20 protein-coding genes are annotated in these 17556 nt (G+C 69.1%); 11 read left to right on the top strand and 9 right to left on the bottom strand.

Features of this window, described 5'->3' with window-relative positions:
• The first annotated feature begins 6 nt into the window (after positions 1 to 6).
• A complete protein-coding gene (locus IEY82_RS12820; protein ID WP_189124308.1) occupies positions 7 to 783 on the top strand; it encodes an alpha/beta fold hydrolase in 777 nt (258 codons plus the stop codon).
• On the opposite strand, the gene IEY82_RS12815 is transcribed toward IEY82_RS12820, so the two are convergent.
• Together IEY82_RS12815 and IEY82_RS12810 are read right to left on the bottom strand one after the other, a co-directional pair.
• Entirely contained in the window at positions 780 to 941 is a 162-nt protein-coding gene (locus tag IEY82_RS12815; protein ID WP_189124307.1) for a hypothetical protein, read from the bottom strand. The two genes, IEY82_RS12820 and IEY82_RS12815, sit on opposite strands and share 4 nt — an antisense overlap.
• A 37-nt stretch (positions 942 to 978) precedes the next feature.
• Positions 979 to 2124 carry an acyl-CoA dehydrogenase family protein gene (locus IEY82_RS12810; protein WP_189124306.1) on the bottom strand — a complete coding sequence of 382 codons (1146 nt, stop codon included), beginning with the start codon at positions 2122 to 2124 and terminating at the stop codon, positions 979 to 981.
• Between the two features lie 185 nt (positions 2125 to 2309).
• Here IEY82_RS12810 and IEY82_RS12805 point away from each other — a divergent pair, with 185 nt between their 5' ends.
• The 6 genes from IEY82_RS12805 (at position 2310) to IEY82_RS12780 (ending at position 8597) form a co-directional block, all read left to right on the top strand.
• On the top strand, positions 2310 to 3689 hold the full coding sequence (locus IEY82_RS12805; RefSeq protein ID WP_189124305.1) for a hypothetical protein: 1380 nt from the start codon (positions 2310 to 2312) through the stop codon (positions 3687 to 3689).
• Positions 3686 to 4471, top strand: coding sequence for a class F sortase (locus tag IEY82_RS12800; protein ID WP_189124304.1), 786 nt, complete (start codon positions 3686 to 3688; stop codon positions 4469 to 4471). Before IEY82_RS12805 ends, IEY82_RS12800 begins: the two co-directional genes overlap by 4 nt.
• Before the next feature lie 194 nt (positions 4472 to 4665).
• Positions 4666 to 5940 (top strand): hypothetical protein, encoded by a 1275-nt coding sequence (locus IEY82_RS12795; RefSeq protein ID WP_189124303.1) that lies wholly within the window; start codon positions 4666 to 4668, stop codon positions 5938 to 5940.
• Positions 5941 to 5946: 6 nt separating this feature from the next.
• Positions 5947 to 6687, top strand: a complete 741-nt coding sequence (locus IEY82_RS12790; RefSeq protein ID WP_189124553.1) for a class F sortase — start codon at positions 5947 to 5949, stop codon at positions 6685 to 6687.
• A gap of 23 nt (positions 6688 to 6710) precedes the next feature.
• Complete coding sequence (locus IEY82_RS12785; protein ID WP_189124302.1) at positions 6711 to 7379, top strand: hypothetical protein; 669 nt, start codon at positions 6711 to 6713, stop codon at positions 7377 to 7379.
• Between the two features lie 72 nt (positions 7380 to 7451).
• Positions 7452 to 8597, top strand: coding sequence for an acetyl-CoA C-acetyltransferase (locus tag IEY82_RS12780; protein WP_189124301.1), 1146 nt, complete (start codon positions 7452 to 7454; stop codon positions 8595 to 8597).
• Between the two features lie 144 nt (positions 8598 to 8741).
• Here IEY82_RS12780 and IEY82_RS12775 read toward each other — a convergent pair whose 3' ends face one another.
• The 6 genes from IEY82_RS12775 to IEY82_RS12750 form a co-directional block, all read right to left on the bottom strand.
• A complete protein-coding gene (locus tag IEY82_RS12775; protein ID WP_225263201.1) occupies positions 8742 to 8990 on the bottom strand; it encodes a hypothetical protein in 249 nt (82 codons plus the stop codon).
• Positions 8991 to 9854 carry a hypothetical protein gene (locus IEY82_RS12770; protein WP_189124300.1) on the bottom strand — a complete coding sequence of 288 codons (864 nt, stop codon included), beginning with the start codon at positions 9852 to 9854 and terminating at the stop codon, positions 8991 to 8993.
• Complete coding sequence (locus IEY82_RS12765) at positions 9845 to 10153, bottom strand: hypothetical protein (RefSeq protein ID WP_189124299.1); 309 nt, start codon at positions 10151 to 10153, stop codon at positions 9845 to 9847. Before IEY82_RS12765 ends, IEY82_RS12770 begins: the two co-directional genes overlap by 10 nt.
• Before the next feature lie 61 nt (positions 10154 to 10214).
• A complete protein-coding gene (locus tag IEY82_RS12760; protein ID WP_189124298.1) occupies positions 10215 to 10598 on the bottom strand; it encodes a YbaB/EbfC family nucleoid-associated protein in 384 nt (127 codons plus the stop codon).
• Complete coding sequence (locus tag IEY82_RS12755) at positions 10595 to 10999, bottom strand: YbaB/EbfC family nucleoid-associated protein (protein ID WP_189124297.1); 405 nt, start codon at positions 10997 to 10999, stop codon at positions 10595 to 10597. The genes IEY82_RS12760 and IEY82_RS12755 overlap by 4 nt, the downstream gene beginning before the upstream one ends.
• Before the next feature lie 139 nt (positions 11000 to 11138).
• Complete coding sequence (locus IEY82_RS12750) at positions 11139 to 11279, bottom strand: hypothetical protein (RefSeq protein WP_189124296.1); 141 nt, start codon at positions 11277 to 11279, stop codon at positions 11139 to 11141.
• Positions 11280 to 11537: 258 nt separating this feature from the next.
• Here IEY82_RS12750 and IEY82_RS12745 point away from each other — a divergent pair, with 258 nt between their 5' ends.
• The 4 genes from IEY82_RS12745 to IEY82_RS12730 all read left to right on the top strand — a co-directional run bounded on the left by IEY82_RS12745 (position 11538) and on the right by IEY82_RS12730 (position 16717).
• On the top strand, positions 11538 to 13400 hold the full coding sequence (locus tag IEY82_RS12745) for an acyl-CoA dehydrogenase family protein (RefSeq protein ID WP_189124295.1): 1863 nt from the start codon (positions 11538 to 11540) through the stop codon (positions 13398 to 13400).
• A gap of 206 nt (positions 13401 to 13606) precedes the next feature.
• Positions 13607 to 14875, top strand: coding sequence for an extracellular solute-binding protein (locus tag IEY82_RS12740; protein ID WP_225263199.1), 1269 nt, complete (start codon positions 13607 to 13609; stop codon positions 14873 to 14875).
• Positions 14876 to 14948: 73 nt separating this feature from the next.
• On the top strand, positions 14949 to 15833 hold the full coding sequence (locus IEY82_RS12735; protein ID WP_225263197.1) for a carbohydrate ABC transporter permease: 885 nt from the start codon (positions 14949 to 14951) through the stop codon (positions 15831 to 15833).
• On the top strand, positions 15833 to 16717 hold the full coding sequence (locus IEY82_RS12730) for a carbohydrate ABC transporter permease (protein ID WP_189124549.1): 885 nt from the start codon (positions 15833 to 15835) through the stop codon (positions 16715 to 16717). The genes IEY82_RS12735 and IEY82_RS12730 overlap by 1 nt, the downstream gene beginning before the upstream one ends.
• Positions 16718 to 16735: 18 nt before the next feature.
• Here IEY82_RS12730 and IEY82_RS12725 read toward each other — a convergent pair whose 3' ends face one another.
• Positions 16736 to 17470 carry a class I SAM-dependent methyltransferase gene (locus tag IEY82_RS12725; protein WP_189124294.1) on the bottom strand — a complete coding sequence of 245 codons (735 nt, stop codon included), beginning with the start codon at positions 17468 to 17470 and terminating at the stop codon, positions 16736 to 16738.
• Positions 17471 to 17556 lie beyond the last annotated feature (86 nt).

The following is a 17556-nucleotide window of genomic DNA, read 5'->3' as shown; positions in this document are numbered from 1 at the left end:
GTCGCCATGGACCTGGCCTTCGAACGGCGTGGCGCCGGCGCGCCGCTGATCCTCATCCACGGCATCGGGCATCACTGGCAGGCGTGGCTCCCGGTCCTCGACCGGCTCGCCGCCTCGCGTACGGTGATCGCCCTTGACCTGCCCGGTTTCGGCGTCTCGCCAGGGTTGCCGCACGGCACCCCCTACACCGCGGAGACTCTGGCCGACGCGGTCGAGTCGTTCTGCGCGCTGCTCGGGGTGCGCGAGCCGCATGTGGCGGGCAACTCGCTCGGCGGCTACATCGCGCTGGAGCTGGCCTCACGCGGGGTCGTCCGCACGGCCACCGCGCTGTCGCCCGCGGGCTTCTGGTCGCGTCCGGAGCTGCTCTACTGTCAGACGGTGCTGCGCGGGGTGCGCGCCTCCGCCACGTCGATGCCGCCCGAGCAGGCCATCAAGGTGGCCGAGAACCCGATCGGCCGGGCGCTGTCCTCGGCGCTGCTGGTCGCCCACCCGTCCCGGCTTCCGCCGACCGCGCTGCTCGCGGCCACCCAGGCGCTCGGCGCCTCGGCGGGGTTCGACGAGACGCTGGAGTCGTTCGCCGGCATGATGCCGCCCGCGCCGCCGAAGGCGCCCATCACGATCGCCTGGGGTGAGCGTGACCGGCTGCTCCTGCGCCGCCAGGCCGTACGGGCCGCCAAGTGGTCGGGGCAGCGGGTCAAGCTGCTCAAGGGCTGCGGCCACGTGCCGATGAGCGATGACCCCGAGCTGGTGGCGAAGGTGCTGCTGGAGGCCAGTGCCGGTTAGGCGTACTGCTGGCCGTAGATGAGCAGCATCACGATGACGAAGACGATCACTACCCCGGCGTAGCCCACGGGCCCCAGTCGCAGCGCACGGCGCACCCGGTTGAGGCCCCAGGCGAACAACAAGGCCAGGAAAACAAGGAGAATCAGGCCGCTGTCCATCTGACCAGTATGCGTCGTCGGGGCGCGGCCCGCGCTCTCAGAAGCCGAAGGACCTGCCGATGATCTCCTTCATGATCTCGGTGGTGCCGCCGTAGATCGTCTGGACGCGGCTGTCGATCCAGGCCTTGGCGACCGGATACTCCATCATGTAGCCGTAGCCGCCGTGCAGTTGGAGGCAGCGGTCGATGACCTTGGTCTGCAGCTCGGTGGTCCACCACTTGGCCTTGGCCGCGTCGACCACGGTCAGCGTGCCGGCGTTGAGCGCCCGGATGCACTTGTCCACGTAGTGGCGGGCGATCTCGGTCTCGGTGGCCAGCTCCGCGAGGACGAACCGGGTGTTCTGGAAGGACCCGATGGTGCGGCCGAACGCCTGGCGGGTCTTGCAGTATTCGATGGTCTGCTCCAGCACGGCCTCGGCCGCGGCCACCGCGGCCACCGCGATCGACATGCGCTCCTGGGGCAGGTTGCGCATCAGCTGGAAGAAGCCTTCGCCGTCGTTCGGGCCGAGCCGGTTGGCCACCGGCACCCGGACGTTCTCGAAGAACAGCTCGGCCGTGTCCTGGGCCTTCATCCCGATCTTGTCGAGGTTGCGGCCGCGGCCGAACCCCTCCATCCCGCGCTCGACGACCAGCAGCGTGGTGCCCCGCGCCCCGGCGTCCGGGTCGGTCTTGGCCACCACCACGACCAGGTCGGAGTTGATGCCGTTGGTGATGAACGTCTTCTGACCGTTGACCAGGTAGTGGTCGCCCTCGCGGACCGCGGTGGTCCGGATGCCCTGCAGGTCGCTCCCGGCGCCCGGCTCGGTCATCGCGATCGCGGTGATGAGCTCGCCGCTCACGAACCCGGGCAGCCAGCGCTGCTTCTGCTCCTCGTTGGTCAGGTCCACGAAGTACGGGGCCATGACGTCGTTGTGCAGGGTGAAGCCGAGGCCCGAGGCGCCGTTCCGCATGATCTCCTCGACGATCACCGTGTTGTACCTGAAGTCCGTGATGCCCGCTCCGCCGTACTGCTCGGGGACGGAGAATCCGAACATGCCGATCTCGCCGGCCTTCTTCCAGACCTCGCGGGGGACCACGCCGTCCTTCTCCCAGCCGCCGTGGTGGGGCATGACCTCACGGGCCATGAACTCGCGCACGGTCTCACGGAAGAGCAGGTGCTCCTCGTCGAAGAGGTCTCGCTCCATCGGTCGCCTCCAAGCAGGGGGTGTGGTGGACGACAGAATACGATTCTGTTACTGCGAGGTATACCCGGTTTCCGGTACGGGTTCGCAGGGGACACGGGTTCATCACAAGTGTCCCGAGGCGCTCTGATCGTCGGACTTGAGGGCCCTAAGATCTACCTTCGGTCTAGGTGTGAGCGGAGTGTCCGGTGAAACGGTGGCGCAAGGCGTTGATCGCCGCATCGGTCGGAGCGGCGGCATCCGCCGCCTTGGTGGCGATCCCTGCGAGAGCGGACACGTTCAGCCTCGTGGTCGACTACACCTGCACGGGCGGCATCGCCGGGTCGGACGAGGTGAAGCTGCGGGCCCGGGTGCAGATCCCGACCACGGTCCAGCAGGGCGGCATGCTCAAGCTGGGCTGGGCGATCGAGCACGTCAACGCGCCGAGGTTCAAGTCGCCCGACTACTACGCCGAGGGCGCCAAGGTCTCACTGATCGGCAACGTCAAGCTCGACGGGGCGTGGAACGGCACACTTGAGGCGCACGGCAGCAAGGACCAGGGGGCGCTCAAGCCCAACCAGCCGCTCACCTCGCCGGAGGGCATGTCCTCCGAGGCGCACATGACCGAGACCGGGGTCATCAAGCTCAGGCCGCAGGCGATGACCGTCGACTTCGTCCCGCCCGCCGGAGAGGTCGTGGTCAACAACGACGACCCCCGCGTGATCTACCGCGATTCGTGGGTCCACGACAAGGCCACCCGTCCCGAGTACGGCGACTGGCTGCGCGACGTCCACACCACCACCACGCGCTCGGACGAGGCGATCATCCGTTTCCGGGGCACCGGCTTCGAGTACATCGGACGGGAGATGCCCGACGTGGGCCGGGTGCGGGTGATCATCGACGGGGTCGACGGCCACGACGCCTCGGCGATCGTGGACCCGACGAAGGACGGCAACGGCAACCCCACCAACGCGACCAAGGGCAACATCTCCCTCTGGGAGCGCAAGGACCTGTCCTACGGGCAGCACACGCTCCGGATCAGGAGCATCGACGACGGCAAGCCGGTCCATCTGGACGCCTTCAAGCTGCACACGCGCGAGATGATCGACCCGCCGACCGAGCACAGGTCCACCTGTGTGGTCACCAACAATCCCGGCGCGGTCGAGATCACCGTGGGAGGCGCGACCTCGCCGACGCCCTCGGGCACTCCCACCGGCACCGGCGACCCCACCGACGACCCCACGGACGATCCGACCAGCACTCCCAGCGGCACGCCCACGACTAGCGGCAGTGCCACGCCGACGACGTCGCAGGGCCAGCCCATCGGCGACCATGTCGGCGTGGTGATCGGGGGAGTGACGACCGTCAGCCCTTCGCCGAAGCCGACGACCACGGTGACCAAGACCGTCAAGCCGCAGGTGATCAAGACCCCCAAGGGCGGGGTGGACACCGGACAGGCGCCTGAGGAGCCGGAGAACGGGTCGTACGGGCTGATAGCGGGCGGGTCGCTGCTCCTGATGGGCAGTGCCACCGGCGGGCTGCTGCTACGGCGGCGGCGTGCCGCACACGCGGGAGGAGCGAACCGATGACCGAGCAGAAGTCGCCGACGAACAGGGCCATGCCGGCCCTGCTGATCGCCGGTTCGCTGGGCGGCGTGGGCGCCATCATGGTGGGGCTGCTGTCGCTGGCCCCCGCCGTCGACGACGGTTCGGGCCCCGGCCCGATCGCGCAGCCCGAGCCCAGCACCGTCCAGATCCAGAACGCGGGCGCGTTCGTGCTCCCGCCCACGGTCGGCCCGGGCGGCAAGAACACCCCGCTGACCCCGGCCCGTCTGGACGCGCCGCCACCGCTGGCCGCGGAGCCGCTCGTGGCCCCCATCCCGGCTCCCAAGAAGGTGGGGGTCAAGGCCACGAAGGTCAGGCCGACCCGGATCAAGATCCCCAAGCTCAAGGTCAACGCGGTGATCGGCGCGGTCACGCTCGACAAGAAGGGCAACCTGACCACCCCGCCCCTGAGCAAGCCGAACCGCACCGGCTGGTACCGCTACTCGCCGCTGCCCGGCGAGCTGGGCCCGTCGGTGATCAACGGGCATGTCAGCACCCGCAAGGGCGCGGCCGTGTTCAGCCGGCTCCGCGAGCTGGCCAAGGGTGACCACATTTACGTCTACCGGTCGGACAAGAAGGTCACCCGCTTCACGGTGAGCGGGATCGAGCAGGTCAGCAAGTCGACGTTCCCGACCGCCCGGGTCTACGGCAACACCGACGGCTCCCAGCTCCGGCTCATCACCTGTGGCGGTATCTACAACAAGAAGGCCCACAGCTATACCGACAACATCGTGGTGTACGCGACGTTGTCCAAGAAAAAGGGCTGATGGGAAGTTAATGTAGTTTTTGCCGTTTGCAGGAGATTCGCAGAGAGACCTCGTAAGATCTCAACCTAACCGTGACCAATGGCTGCGAGTCTGGTACGCCTGTTGGAACCTGCCCGCTGAAACGGAGAAGGACAGTGCTGACGTCCAAGGCGCGGTGTCGCCGCCTCGCCCCCAAGACATCTGCCCTGGGACTGATGGCCACACTGGTCCTCTTCGTGGGCGCGGTCGTCGCCCTCTCGTCTCCCGCCTCCGCACTGGTCGACAAGACGATGGAAGTCACCTACACCTGCCAGGGGACCACGTTCACTCCGGCGGAGCTCAAGGTGACGATCACCGCCCCTGAGTCCGCCGCGCTGAGCGGGACCGCGGCGGTGAAGTGGAAGCTTCCTCAGCTGACCGCCTCCAAGGCCCTGGCGGGCACGTTGAAGATCGACGGCAGCCTGGCGGTGGCCGGAGGCTCCGCAGCGACCTTGAGCGCGACGCAGTCGCCCACGGTCACCGTCGCCGCGTCCGGCACCTACACCCCGCCGGAGATGACGGGCACTCTGACCGCCCCGGCCACGGCGGGGACCCTCACGCTGACCCCGGTGCCCACGACTCCGAGCCTGACCCTGGCCTACACGCCGACCGCCGGAGGCACGACGCCCGAGACGACCAACTGCACGTTCAAGACCGGCGGCGCCACCCCCGCCAGCCTGGCCATCGAGGTCAAGCAGGGCGGCGGTGGGGGCGGCACGGGGACCGACATCCTCGCCTACACCTGCTCTCTCGGCGTCACCGACACCGACCCGGCGACCGTCGACATCAAGGTCGTGCTGACGGTGCCGACCAGCGCGAAGGCCAACGAGGACGCGTCCATCACCTGGACCAGCACGATCCAGACCACGGGCGACCCGCTGAAGGCGCCCGCCGCGGGCCTTCCCACGGGCAGCAAGCTCTTCGCCACGCTGAAGGCGAGCGGCGCCGGAGCGCCCGCGACGGCCACGGGGGAGGTGGCGATGCCCGCCACCACGGCGGGCCAGGACATCACGACCCTCCCGGCCGTCACGGTCAAGCTGAGGCCGACGACCACGGGCAGCGTCACCATCACGCCGGGCGACCTGGCGTTCGGCACCTCCGCGACCGCGGCGGCGCTCACGTGCAAGGCGCCCACGACCGGGCTCAAGACCTACACGCTCACCGTGGGCAACGGGTCGCCCAGCCCGTCGCCCTCACCGAGTCAGACGCCGAGTCCTTCGGAGAGCAACAGCCCGAAGCCCACGAAGACGACGACGGTCACGGTGACCGAGACGCCGGCCGACGAGACGCCGACGCGGTCGTCGAAGACGCCGAAGGCCGGGGCCGACACCGGGGCGGGCGGAGAGACGGGGCCTGACGGCAGGTTGTTCGTCCTGACCGGGTCGATGCTGATCGTCGCCGCCGGGGCGGGGGGCCTGATGATGCGTCGCCGTACGATCGGCAAGGGCTGACCGGTGATGGCGCCCCAGTATCCGTATGACAGCGGGCCCGACCCCAAGTCCGGCACCGCACTCAGGTCCGTGCTGATCCTGGCGGCGGTCGCCGGAGTGGTGACGGTCATCGCCGGGATGCTGATCGTGGTGAGCTCGCCCGAGGAGTACGGCCTGGCCAGTCAGCGCGACCAGCTGACGGTCGACACGCAGCCCGGCGGAGGGCAGCCGGCGCAGGCCCTGTTCCAGGCGGCGCCCACGGTGCCGCCGCCGCTGCCGCAGATCCAGGCGGCGCCGCCGATGCAGCCCTCGACCCCGATGCGCATCGTGATCTCGAAGCTCGGCGTCAACGCCCCCGTGAAGTCGGTCGGCCTGGCCAAGAACGGCACGATCCAGGTGCCGCCGGCCGACAATCCCAACCTCGCGGGCTGGTACCGCAACATGTCCACCCCGGGCGAGGTGGGCCCGGCGGTGATCCTGGGCCACAAGGACACCCGCACCCGCAGCGCGGTGTTCAGCCGGGTGCACGAGCTGCGCCACGGCGACACCATCGAGGTCAAGCGCCAGGACGGCACGACGGCGGTGTTCACGGTCGGCGGCGTGGAGCAGGCCAGCAAGCAGACGTTCCCCACCCAGCGCGTCTACGGCACCCAGGCCAACGCCCAGCTCCACCTGATCACCTGCGGCGGCACGTACAACCGCAACACCGGTCACTACACCGACAACGTCATCGTGTATGCGACGATGACGAGCTCCTATCGAAGCTGATCGCGGAGGCGCGCATGGGCTGGATGGCGAAGCGGAGACTGCGGACTGGCCCCACGGCGGCGTTGCCCGCCAAGCCGAGCCAGTCGGAGCTCCTGCGGATCGTACGGCTGGCCGATCCCGACGCCCGAGCCGACGGCGACGACGTGCTGGCGGTGGACGTCCGGGTCCATGCCCCGGTCGAGGCCGAGCCCGAGCTGGTGGGCGGCGAGCTGGAGAAGGTCTGGGCGTGCCGGGTGACGGCCGAGGGCCCGATGCCGTTCGACTTCTTCGACCGCTACCTGGCCGAGGGCATCGCGTTCCGGCTCGGTGGGCTGGCGGTCTGCAGGGGCGAGGTGACCGATCCGGCCGAGCCGGGCGAGGCCGACCGGGGCGGGCCCGCGGTGATCCTGCCGGTGCGCCCGACGGACGAGGAGCTGCTGCCGCTGCTCGACGGTGAGGTCGAGCAGGAGGAGGAGTTCGTCTACACGGTCGACGGCGTCCGGGTCCTGGTCGTGCCGGAGAAGGGCCGGCCGCCGGCCGCGCGGGAGTTGCTGCCGTTCGCGACCGAGCTGACCGCGATCGAGCTGCGCGGTGACGATCCGGCCCGGCTCGGCGCGCTCGCGTTGCGGCTGGCCGACGGCCTGAACGGCCTGGTCGTGGACCGGTGGCGGTTCCGGGTGGACGCGGCGGAGGATGTTCTACCGCCGGCGTGAGAGGGCACAGAGCATCGTTCTGTTGTAGTCTCTCCCTTAATAACCGAATAATGCTCGGTTTCAGGAGGCACTGTGGCAGAGGCGTACATCGTCGGGGCCGTCCGGACCCCCGTCGGCAAGAAGAAGGGCGGCCTTTCCACCGTCCATCCCACTGATCTTGCCGCTCACACACTCAAGGCGCTGATGGAGCGCACCGGCGTCGACCCGGCGGCGGTCGAAGACGTCATCATGGGCTGCGTCATGCAGTTCGGGCCCCAGAGCATGGACATCGCGCGCAACGCGTGGCTGTCCGCGGGCCTGCCGGAGACCACCGCAGGCGTCACGATCGACCGTCAGTGCGGCTCCTCGCAGCAGTCGATCCACTTCGCCGCGCAGGGCGTCATGTCCGGCACCCAGGACCTGGTCGTGGCGGCCGGGGTCGAGTCGATGAGCATCGTGCCCATGGGCGCCTCGATCACCGCCGCGCTGGAGAAGGGCATGCCCTTCCCGTTCGGCGAGGGATGGGTCGAGCGCTACGGCAAGCAGGAGATCTCGCAGTTCCGCGGCGCGGAGCTGATGTGCGAGAAGTGGGGCTTCAAGCGCGACGAGCTCGAGAGGTTCGCCTACGAGTCCCACCAGCGGGCGGCGAAGGCCATCGCCAACGGCTACTTCAAGGACCAGATCGCCCCGATCAACGGGGTCTCCGACGACGAGGGGCCGCGGCCCGACTCGACGCTGGAGAAGCTGGCCTCGCTCAAGACCCTGAAGGAGGGCGGCCAGATCACCGCGGCCACCTCCTCGCAGATCTCCGACGGCTCGGGCGCGGTGCTGATCGCCTCCGAGCAGGCCGTACGCGACCACGGCCTGACGCCGCGGGCCCGCATCCACCAGCTGGCCCTGGTCGGCGACGACCCGGTGTACATGCTCACGGCGCCGATCCCGGCGACCCAGAAGGCGCTCAAGAAGGCCGGCATGTCCATCGACGAGATCGACGTGACGGAGATCAACGAGGCGTTCGCGCCGGTGCCGCTGTCCTGGATCAAGGAGCTCGGCGCCGACCCGGCCAAGGTCAACCCCAACGGCGGCGCCATCGCCCTCGGTCACCCGCTCGGCGGCACCGGAGCCATCCTGATGACCAAGCTGCTGCACGAGCTGGAGCGCACCGGCGGCAGGTACGGCCTGCAGACGATGTGCGAGGGCGGCGGCCAGGCCAACGTCACCATCATCGAGCGTCTCTGACCTCGGGCGAAGGCTCGTCAGGGCGGAGCGGGCGCCCTCGCCGGGGGCTCCGGCGGGCTCCCCTCGCGCCGGGTTCGCCCGGACCGCCCCTGGCGTGACGGTGCCCCGGCCCTTCGGATCCGAAGGGCCGGGGCACCACTGGTTTCAGCCGCCCGTCATGTCGTCGCCGGGTGGGTTCTCCTCGTCGTAGTCGAAGTAGACCGTGACGCTCGGCCAGGACGTGCCCTCGTCGTCCAGGTCCGTGTGCAGGATGAGATCGCGGATCTCGATCGCCCCCAGCCCGTCGAGGGTGTCGGCGACCCTGCGCAGCAGCGTGGGAACGTCCTCCTGCCCCTCGCCCTGCGGGTTGGCCAGCGAGAAGTGATGTGTCTGATATCCGATCCGCTCGGCCACCTAATTCTTCCTTCCCCTCTTCTGCACGTTGACGTCGCCCTCGAACTTGCCGGCCCTGCGCTCCTTCGCGTCCGCGGCCTTGGCTGCCTTCCGGTCGAACGGCTGCCCGGCGGCCTTGGCGTCCTTCGCCGCCTGCTCCGCGGCGTTGAGGTTGGCGCTGCCCTCGGTGCTCGGCTTGCGCCCGCCTCCGCGACCGCCCTTGGCCTGCATGATGCCAGGCATGTTGTCGAAGGACCTGCGGCTGCTCGGACCGACGAGGCGCGTGGGGACGCCGGCCAACGCCGGAGCGCCGAATCCGCCGCCGGGTCCGCCCGGCCCGCGCAGGTTCTGCAGGATCCGCTGCATCGGCTCTGTGATCCGCCGGGTGATGCCCGGGGCGAGCACCCTGCTCGTGCCCTCCCCGGCCTCGCGCAGCACCCTCACGCCCGCCTGCCGCGTGGCGAGCAGTGAGGCCGTCGCGGAAACCCCCGCGAAGGGCCCGCCCGTCAGCAGGGCCGTGGCCAGGCGCACCGCGCCCACGGCGGCGATCGTGCCCACGGCGACCTTGGTGCCCGTCACCACGTACGCGAAGCCGTCCAGCGCGACCGGTGCGATCCTCGCCGCGATCGAGGCCTGCGCCAGGTGGCCGGTGCCGTTGCCGACCTCGCCCCAGTAGCCGGCGAGGTGGGTCGCCGAGTCGCCCGTGTAGGTCGTGGCCGTGCTGTTCAGGGTGGTGTCGGCCTCGGTGGCCACGAGCGACGTGCCCGCCTGGACGACGCGGACGGCGTCGGCGTCCAGGTGGACCTCGTCCTCGTCGAGGTTGGGGAAGGGCAGGCCGGCCAGGTCCAGGATCGCGTCCAGCTCCGGCGACAGGGTCAGACCCATGCGCCGTCCTCGGGCATCGTGGCGGCGGTGTCCGCGTCGCGAATGTTGCGGGCGACCGTCGTCAGGCCGCCGCCCGTGTCCCGTACCTCATCCGACAGAGCGCTCTTCGTGGCGACGATGGTCTGGCTGCACTGCGCCCATACCTGGTTGACGATGGCGAACAGGCCGTCGTCGCCCCACGATGCTCCGGCTCGTTCCCGTAACCGTTGTACTGCCGCGTCGTACTCTTCCCCGTGTATCCGCATGCGTGACGCCTGCTGCGCCAGAGTGTCGGCAGCGATGCCAAATCCCGAGCTCATTCAACTGACGATAGCCAGAAGCTGTGACAGTTGCGGCAAAAGGGGCTGATCTTTCGCTGAGTCAGTCGAGGAGGCGCCCGAGCCGCTCCTGGAGGGCCTGGGCGTCGAGGGAGGGCAGAGCCTCGGCCAGTGACTCCCGCAGCAGGGCTTCGGCCTGCCGCTGGGCGTCCAGCTGGGCTCTCTGAACGGCCCGTTGGATCTCCTCGGCGAGCGCCTCGCTGCCGTCGCGGGTCGCGCGTGGCTGGAGGGTGACCTCGAGCACCCGGCCGTCGGCCGCCACCAGAGCGCTCACCTGGCCGCTGTCGCCCCCGCCCGTGCCGACGATCTCCGACACGCGCCGCTCCTCCTCGGCGAGCAGCGCCTGGACGCGCTCCGCCTGTCGCTCGGCCTCCTCCACGTCCTGGGCGCGGACATTGCCGGGATCGATCCTGAATCCGTACGTCATGGCCGCTCCGAGTAGAGGTCGGCGGCGGCGAGTTCGATGCGGTCGCGCACGAAGGTCTCGTCCAGGGGCGCGGGAAGGCCGCCGGCGCGGGCGACGGCGTCCTGGACGATCTCACCGGTGATCCGGCCGGCGTGTTCCTGGGCCGCCTGGATGACCTTGGTCACCTCGGCGCCGAGCGTCCTGGTGTCGAGGCGCAGGGCACGCGGATTGAGAGAGACCCCGATGAGCCCGCCGCGTCCGTCGGCTCTCACCCTGATCAGCCCCTGGGCGGCCTCGCCGGTGCCCTCCGCCTCACCGATCAGGCGTTTGGCCTGGCGGAGGTGGTCCATCGCGGTCCGGGTCTGTGTGATCAGCTGCTCTAGATATCGCCGGTCTTCGTCGGGTGTGGGGGGAGATGTCATAGTTAGCCTCCATATCGGCCGGTTTTCGGGGTACGAGGACGCCCCGGTTCCTCGGAATGAGGAACCGGGGCGTCGGGGTGTGCGGGGGCCCGGGCGTATGGGGGCCGCGCGCCGCACTCACCACCATCCTGGTAGTGGTCTAGCGCCCCTTGGGCGGAATGCGCCTCGGCGGGGCGATCGGCCGCTGGGGCAGCTGCCGTGGTGCCGGGGGCAGGTTCCGTCCGGGAACTCCGGGGACGTTCTTCTTGCCACTCTTCTTGTTGCCTGCGCGTACTCGCATGGAGTGCTCCTTTACGTGACTCGTGACGCGGCCGGGGCCGGTCGACAAGCTCAGCTGCCGCGTCGGGACGGACTTCGGCGGGGTGTGAACACCGCCGGGCGGTTCGGCTGAGTAACCGGGCTGATCCAGGTCAGCCCCGGCGTTCTACTGGTAAAGGCGCATGTCCCAGACACTACGGACACGCTTCGACAGAGCGCAACCGATTAATCCTGCCTACACAGGAAAGCTCGGGACGCGTAGCGTCGGCGGGAGGATGCCATGAGCGAGTACGCCAAGGCAAGAGAGCTCGGCGAGCAGGCCCGCGAACAGGAGTGGACGCGGCCGAGCTTCGCGAAACAGCTGTTCCTGGGGGATTTCCGGCTGGATCTGGTCCATCCCGCGCCCACGCCGGGTGACGAGGCGACCAAGCGGGGTGAGGAGTTCGTCAGGGCGGTGCGCAGGTTCCTCGACGCGCACGTCGATCCGGCCGCGATCGAGCGGACCGCGCAGGTGCCCGACGACGTGGTGAAGGGGCTGGCCGGGCTCGGCGCGTTCGGGATCACGATCAGCGAGGAGTACGGCGGGCTGGGCCTGCCGTATCTCTACTACTGCCGGGCGCTGATGCTCGTCGGTTCCTACTGCCCGGCGCTGGCGACGCTGCTCTCGGCGCACCAGTCGATCGGGGTGCCGCAGCCGCTGAAGCTGTTCGGCTCCGAGGAGCAGAAGCGTGAGTTCCTGCCCCGGTGCGCGCGAGGGGAGATCTCGGCGTTCCTGCTGACCGAGCCCGACGTCGGCTCCGACCCCGCCAGGCTGGCGACCACCGCGGTCAGGGACGGCGACGAGTACGTGATCGACGGCGTCAAGCTGTGGACCACGAACGGCGTCGTCGCCGACCTGCTCGTGGTGATGGCGCGAACGGGCAAGAAGATCAGCGCCTTCGTCGTCGAGGCCGACTCTCCCGGCATCACGGTCAAGCGGCGCAACCAGTTCATGGGCCTGCGCGGCATCGAGAACGGCGTGACCGAGTTCGCCCAGGTCAGGGTGCCGGCGCGCAACCTCATCGGCCGTGAGGGCGAGGGGCTGAAGATCGCCCTCACCACGCTGAACACCGGCCGCCTGTCCCTGCCCGCCACCTGCGCGGGCAACGCCAAGTGGGCGGTGAAGATCGCCCGCGAGTGGGGCAACGCGCGCGTGCAGTGGGGACGCAGGATCGGCGAGCACGAGGCGGTGGCCACGAAGATCGCCTTCATCGCCGCCACGGCCTACGCGCTGGAGGCGGTCAGCGACCTGACCGGCCGGATGGCCGACGACCAGCGCAACGACATCCGGATCGAGGCCGCGCTGGCCAAGCTGTACGCCACCGAGCTCTCCTACCAGGCGCTCGACGAGCTGGTCCAGATCAGGGGCGGGCGCGGCTACGAGACCGCCGAGTCACTGGCCGCGCGCGGTGAGCGGGGCGTGCCGGTGGAGCAGATGCTGCGCGACTCCCGGATCAACCGCATCTTCGAGGGCTCCTCCGAGATCATGCGGCTGCTGATCACCCGCGAGGCGGTCGACGCGCACCTGTCGGCCGCCGGGGAGCTGATCAACCCGGAGGCGTCCCGCCCGGAACGCGCCCAGGCGCTCAGGCGGGCCGGCGGCTTCTACGCCCGCTGGCTGCCGACCCTGCTGGCGGGCGGCGGCAACCTGCCCACGGCCTACGCCTCGTTCGGGCCGCTGGCGGCCCACCTGCGCTTCGTGGAGCGGACCAGCAGGAAACTGGCCCGGTCCATCTTCTACGGCATGTCCCGCTGGCAGGGGCGGCTGGAGCACCGGCAGGCGTTCCTCGGCCGGATCGTCGACATCGGGGCGGAGCTGTTCGCGATGACGGCCGTGTGCGTCAGGGCCGACGAGGACTCGGGCGACCTCGGCCGCCGGCCGTACGAGCTGGCCGACACGTTCTGCGGGCAGGCCAGACGACGGGTCGCCACGCTGTTCGACCGGCTCTGGGACAACAGCGACAGCGAGGACGCGCGGCTCGCCCGGTACGTGCTGGAGGGCCGATACACCTTCGTGGAGGAGGGCATTCTCGACCCGTCCATCGAGGGCCCGTGGATCGGCGTGCCGGAGAGCGGGGAGAACCTCCGTCGTACGATCATCTGACATGTGGTCTAGACCGGATGTGCGGCCGGAACCGCCTCGATGTTGTGGAACCGCAACCAGCCGGTATAGACCGGCTGCCGAATAGAGGCTTACTCTGGCGCACACGTGTGGGGTCACGGCTCCACACGCCCCCAGTTCCACGGGGCGGCGTCGGCAGCTGGTACGGACCAGCAGGGACCCGTCCGACGAGAAGGCGGTACTTAACGGTGAACATCAAGCTTGTGGGCGGCGCCGCTCTCGGCCTGGCGACCATGCTGGTCCTGTCCAGCTGCGGCTCGGGCGACTCCGGCACGGCGACCGGCGACCAGGCCGCGGACGGCGGCCAGGTCACGCTGAAGATGGTCGCCGCCGACTACGGCGACGGCCCAGGCAAGCCCAACTCGGGTGAGACGTTCTGGAGGGGCGTCGTGGACGAGTTCCAGGCGGCCAACCCCGGCATCAAGGTGGACGTCCAGGTCATCAACTGGAACGACATCGACAAGCAGGTCGCCACCATGGTCCAGAACGGCCAGGTGCCCGACATCCTGCAGACCGGCGACTACTCCGGCTTCGTCCAGGACGGCCTGCTGCACAAGGTCGACGAGGTGCTCTCGCCGAACGTCTCCGGTGACCTGCTGCAGAAGTTCGCCGACTTCGGCAAGGTCGACGGCACCGCCTACGGCATCCCGTTCGTCTCCTCGGCCCGCGCCATGTTCTACAACAAGGAGCTGTTCTCCAAGGCCGGCATCGCCGAGCCGCCGAAGACCTGGGACGAGCTCAAGGCCGCCGCCGAGAAGCTGAAGGCGGCCGGCGTGAGCCAGCCGTTCGGCCTTCCGCTCGGCCAGGAGGAGGCCCAGGGCGAGTCGTTCCTGTGGATGCTGGGCAACGGCGGCGGCTACAAGGACGCCTCCGGCAAGTGGGCGATCAACTCCCCCCAGAACGTCGAGACCTTCACCTACGTCAAGGGCCTGGTCGACGCCGGCCTGACCACCCCCAACCCCGGCACCAAGGACCGCAAGACGGTCTGGGAGGACTTCGGCGCCGGCAAGGTCGGCATGGTCAACGGCGGCCCCATGTCGATCCCGATCTTCGACGCGGCCGGCCTGAAGGACTACGGCGTCACGGCGATTCCCGGCAAGGCCGGACCGCTCGACACCACCCTCGGCGTCATGGACTGGATCATGGCGTTCAACAAGAACGGCCACCCCGCCGAGATCAAGAAGTTCCTCGACTTCTTCTACACCGGCTCCGCCGCGCAGAAGATCAGCGACACCTACAAGCTGCTGCCCGTCACCAACGGCGGCATCGAGAAGCTGTCGGGCGACGAGAAGCTCAAGCCGTTCCTCGACGCGCTGCCCAACGCCAGCTTCTACCCGTTCCAGGACCCGAAGTGGGCCGTGGTGAACCCGCAGATCAAGCAGACCATCGGCGGGGCCGTCAAGGACGATCCGGCCAAGGTCCTCGGCGAGCTCCAGAAGACCGCCGAGAGCAGCTGATCCAACGGGGATCCGTACGGCCGGCGCCCAGTTTCCCGGGGCCGCCGGCCGTACCGTTCATGGAAGGTTCCGCATGAGAAGGTTGCGCCCCCTGGAGCCCCTCGTCTGGGTGGGGCCCGCCATCGTGCTGATCGCGGTGGTCGTGCTCTGGCCGGTCGTCGAGATGATCAGGTCGTCGTTCCTGAAGATCAGCCGGTTCGGCGTGGTGCAGGGCTCCAACGGCCTGGCCAACTACGAGAAGCTGTTCGGCGAGAAGGATTTCGCGGACATCATGGTCCGCAGCGTGATCTGGGTGGTGGCCGTCGTCGTCCTCACCGTGCTGATCTCGCTGGCCCTCGCCCAGCTGTTCAACCAGAGCTTCCCCGGCCGCAAGTTCGCCCGCTGGGCGCTGATCGCGCCGTGGGCCGCCTCGGTGCTGATGACGGCGATCATCTTCAAGTGGATGCTCGACCCCGAAGTCGGGGTGATCAACCAGATCCGGCTCAAGCTCGGGCTCATCGACGCGCTCGGCGGGGCCTCGGCCGACCAACTGGGCGACGCCTCCACCGCGATGCCGTGGCTGGTGTTCGTCGCGGTGTTCGTGTCGGTGCCGTTCACCACGTACGCGCTGCTGGCCGGGCTGGCCACGATCCCGGCCGACGTCTACGAGGCGGCCAAGATGGACGGCGCCTCCCGGATCCGTACGTACTGGTCGATCACGCTGCCGCTGCTGCGCCCGGCGCTCACCGTGGCCGCGCTGATCAACGTGATGAACGTCTTCAACAGCTTCCCGATCATCTGGGCGATGACGCACGGCCAGCCCGGCTACTCGACGGCCACCTCGACGATCTTCATGTTCATCCTCAAGAGCTCCGACATCGGCGAGTCCGCCGCCATGTCGGTCGTGAACTTCGGCATGGTGATCATCCTGACCGTCATCTTCCTCAAGGTGTCCCGCTGGAACAAGGAGGTGGCGTGATGGCCGTCAAGACCGCCTCCCGCCCGGCCGCGCACCACCACGCCCGGCTCCGGCCCCCGCCCGCCCGGCGGCTGCCCAGGGTCAGGACCGTGCTCGTCGCGGGCCTGGCGTACGTCGTCGCGTTCATCTTCCTGTTCCCGTACCTGGTGATGCTGCTCACCTCGCTGCGGCCACAGGACTCACTGCGCGACGCCACGTTCTTCCCGTCGGAGTGGGAGTGGTCCAACCTCGCCAACTTCTGGAGCAGCGGCCTGGCCGGCAACCTCGTCGTCACGCTCCAGGTGGCGGCCGGGTCGACGATCCTGGTGCTGCTCGTCGCGCTGCCGGCGGCGTACTACTCGGCCCGGCACAACTTCAGGGGGCGTACGGCCTTCCTGATCCTGGTGCTGATCACCCAGATGTTCCAGCCGACGGCCATGCTGGTCGGCATCTACCGGGAGTTCTTCCAGTTCGGGCTGGTGGACTCGATCTGGTCGCTGATCCTGGTCAACGGCGGGTTCAACCTGGCGTTCGCGGTGTGGATCCTCAACGCGTACTTCTCGTCGATCCCGCGTGAGCTGGAGGAGGCCGCGTTCATCGACGGCAACGGGAGGTTCGGGGCGTTGTTCCGGATCACGCTGCCGCTCGCCATGCCCGGCGTGATCACCGCGCTGATCTTCACGTTCATCGCCGCCTGGAACGAGTTCGTGGTGGCCCTGACCCTGACCACCACTCCCGCCAACCAGCCGCTGACCGTGGCGCTCAACTCGTTCATCGGGCAGTACCAGGTCGACTGGCAGAACCTGTTCGCCGGCTCGGTGATCGCCACCATCCCGGTGATCATCCTCTTCGCCCTGATCGAGCGGAAGGTCGTCGGAGGCCTGACCGCCGGCTCCATCAAGTGACCGGCAGGCCCCGGGTGCTCAGGAGGGCACCCGGGCCACGCAGAAGACCGTCTGGCCGAACGGCGGCCGGATGAACCGCTCGATCAGCCGGGTCGCGGGCACCACCGTGCGGTCGTAGATCTTGACCAGGCGCGGGTCGGGATAGCCGACCCCGCCGCGCCGCACCGCGGCCCACCAGGCGATGCCGCCCAGGAAGTTGATCGGCTTGAGCACGTCGACGTCGAGGCCCGCCCTGGCGACCGTCGCGGAGAGGGTCTTGGGGGTGTAGCGCTGGACGTGGCCGACCTTGCGGTCGAAGTCTCCGTAGAGCTGCATGTAGCCGGGCACCCAGATGATGATGCGCCCGCCCGGCTGGGTGACGCGGGCCAGCGAGCGCAGCGCCTCGGCGTCGTCCTCGATGTGCTCCAGGACGTTCATCATCACGACGGTGTCGACCTTGTCCTCAAGGGGGATGTCGGTCGGCAGGCCGAACTGCAGCACGTCGATGTCGTCGCGCCCGGCGAACCGCTGCCGGAGCTGCTCGACGCAGTAGGGGTCGAAGTCGGACACCACGAGCCGGTCGAGCCGCGGCAGGAACTGCTCGGCGAAGTGGCCCAGGCCCGAGCCGATCTCCAGCATCGAACGGCCGACATGCGGGGCGACCATGTCGAACTCGTACTGCCGGTAGTTCTTCGCCTCGTCCCCGCCGAGGTGGTTCTCCAGGGCCTCGTCACCGGCCGCCGGTTGCACTACGCGGTCATACCCAGAAGACATAGTCCCGTTCCTTCGAGGGCTCGTGAATCTGCCAGAGTCTAGTGCCCGGCGCGGCTTCGGGCTCACCTGATCGACTCGACGCCCTT

Origin of the sequence: Nonomuraea cavernae, from assembly GCF_014646355.1 — a bacterium.
Classification (GTDB): Bacteria; Actinomycetota; Actinomycetes; order Streptosporangiales; family Streptosporangiaceae; genus Nonomuraea; species Nonomuraea cavernae.
The sequence above is the reverse complement of the archived record's forward strand: the minus strand, read 5'-3'. Positions and strand labels throughout refer to the sequence as shown.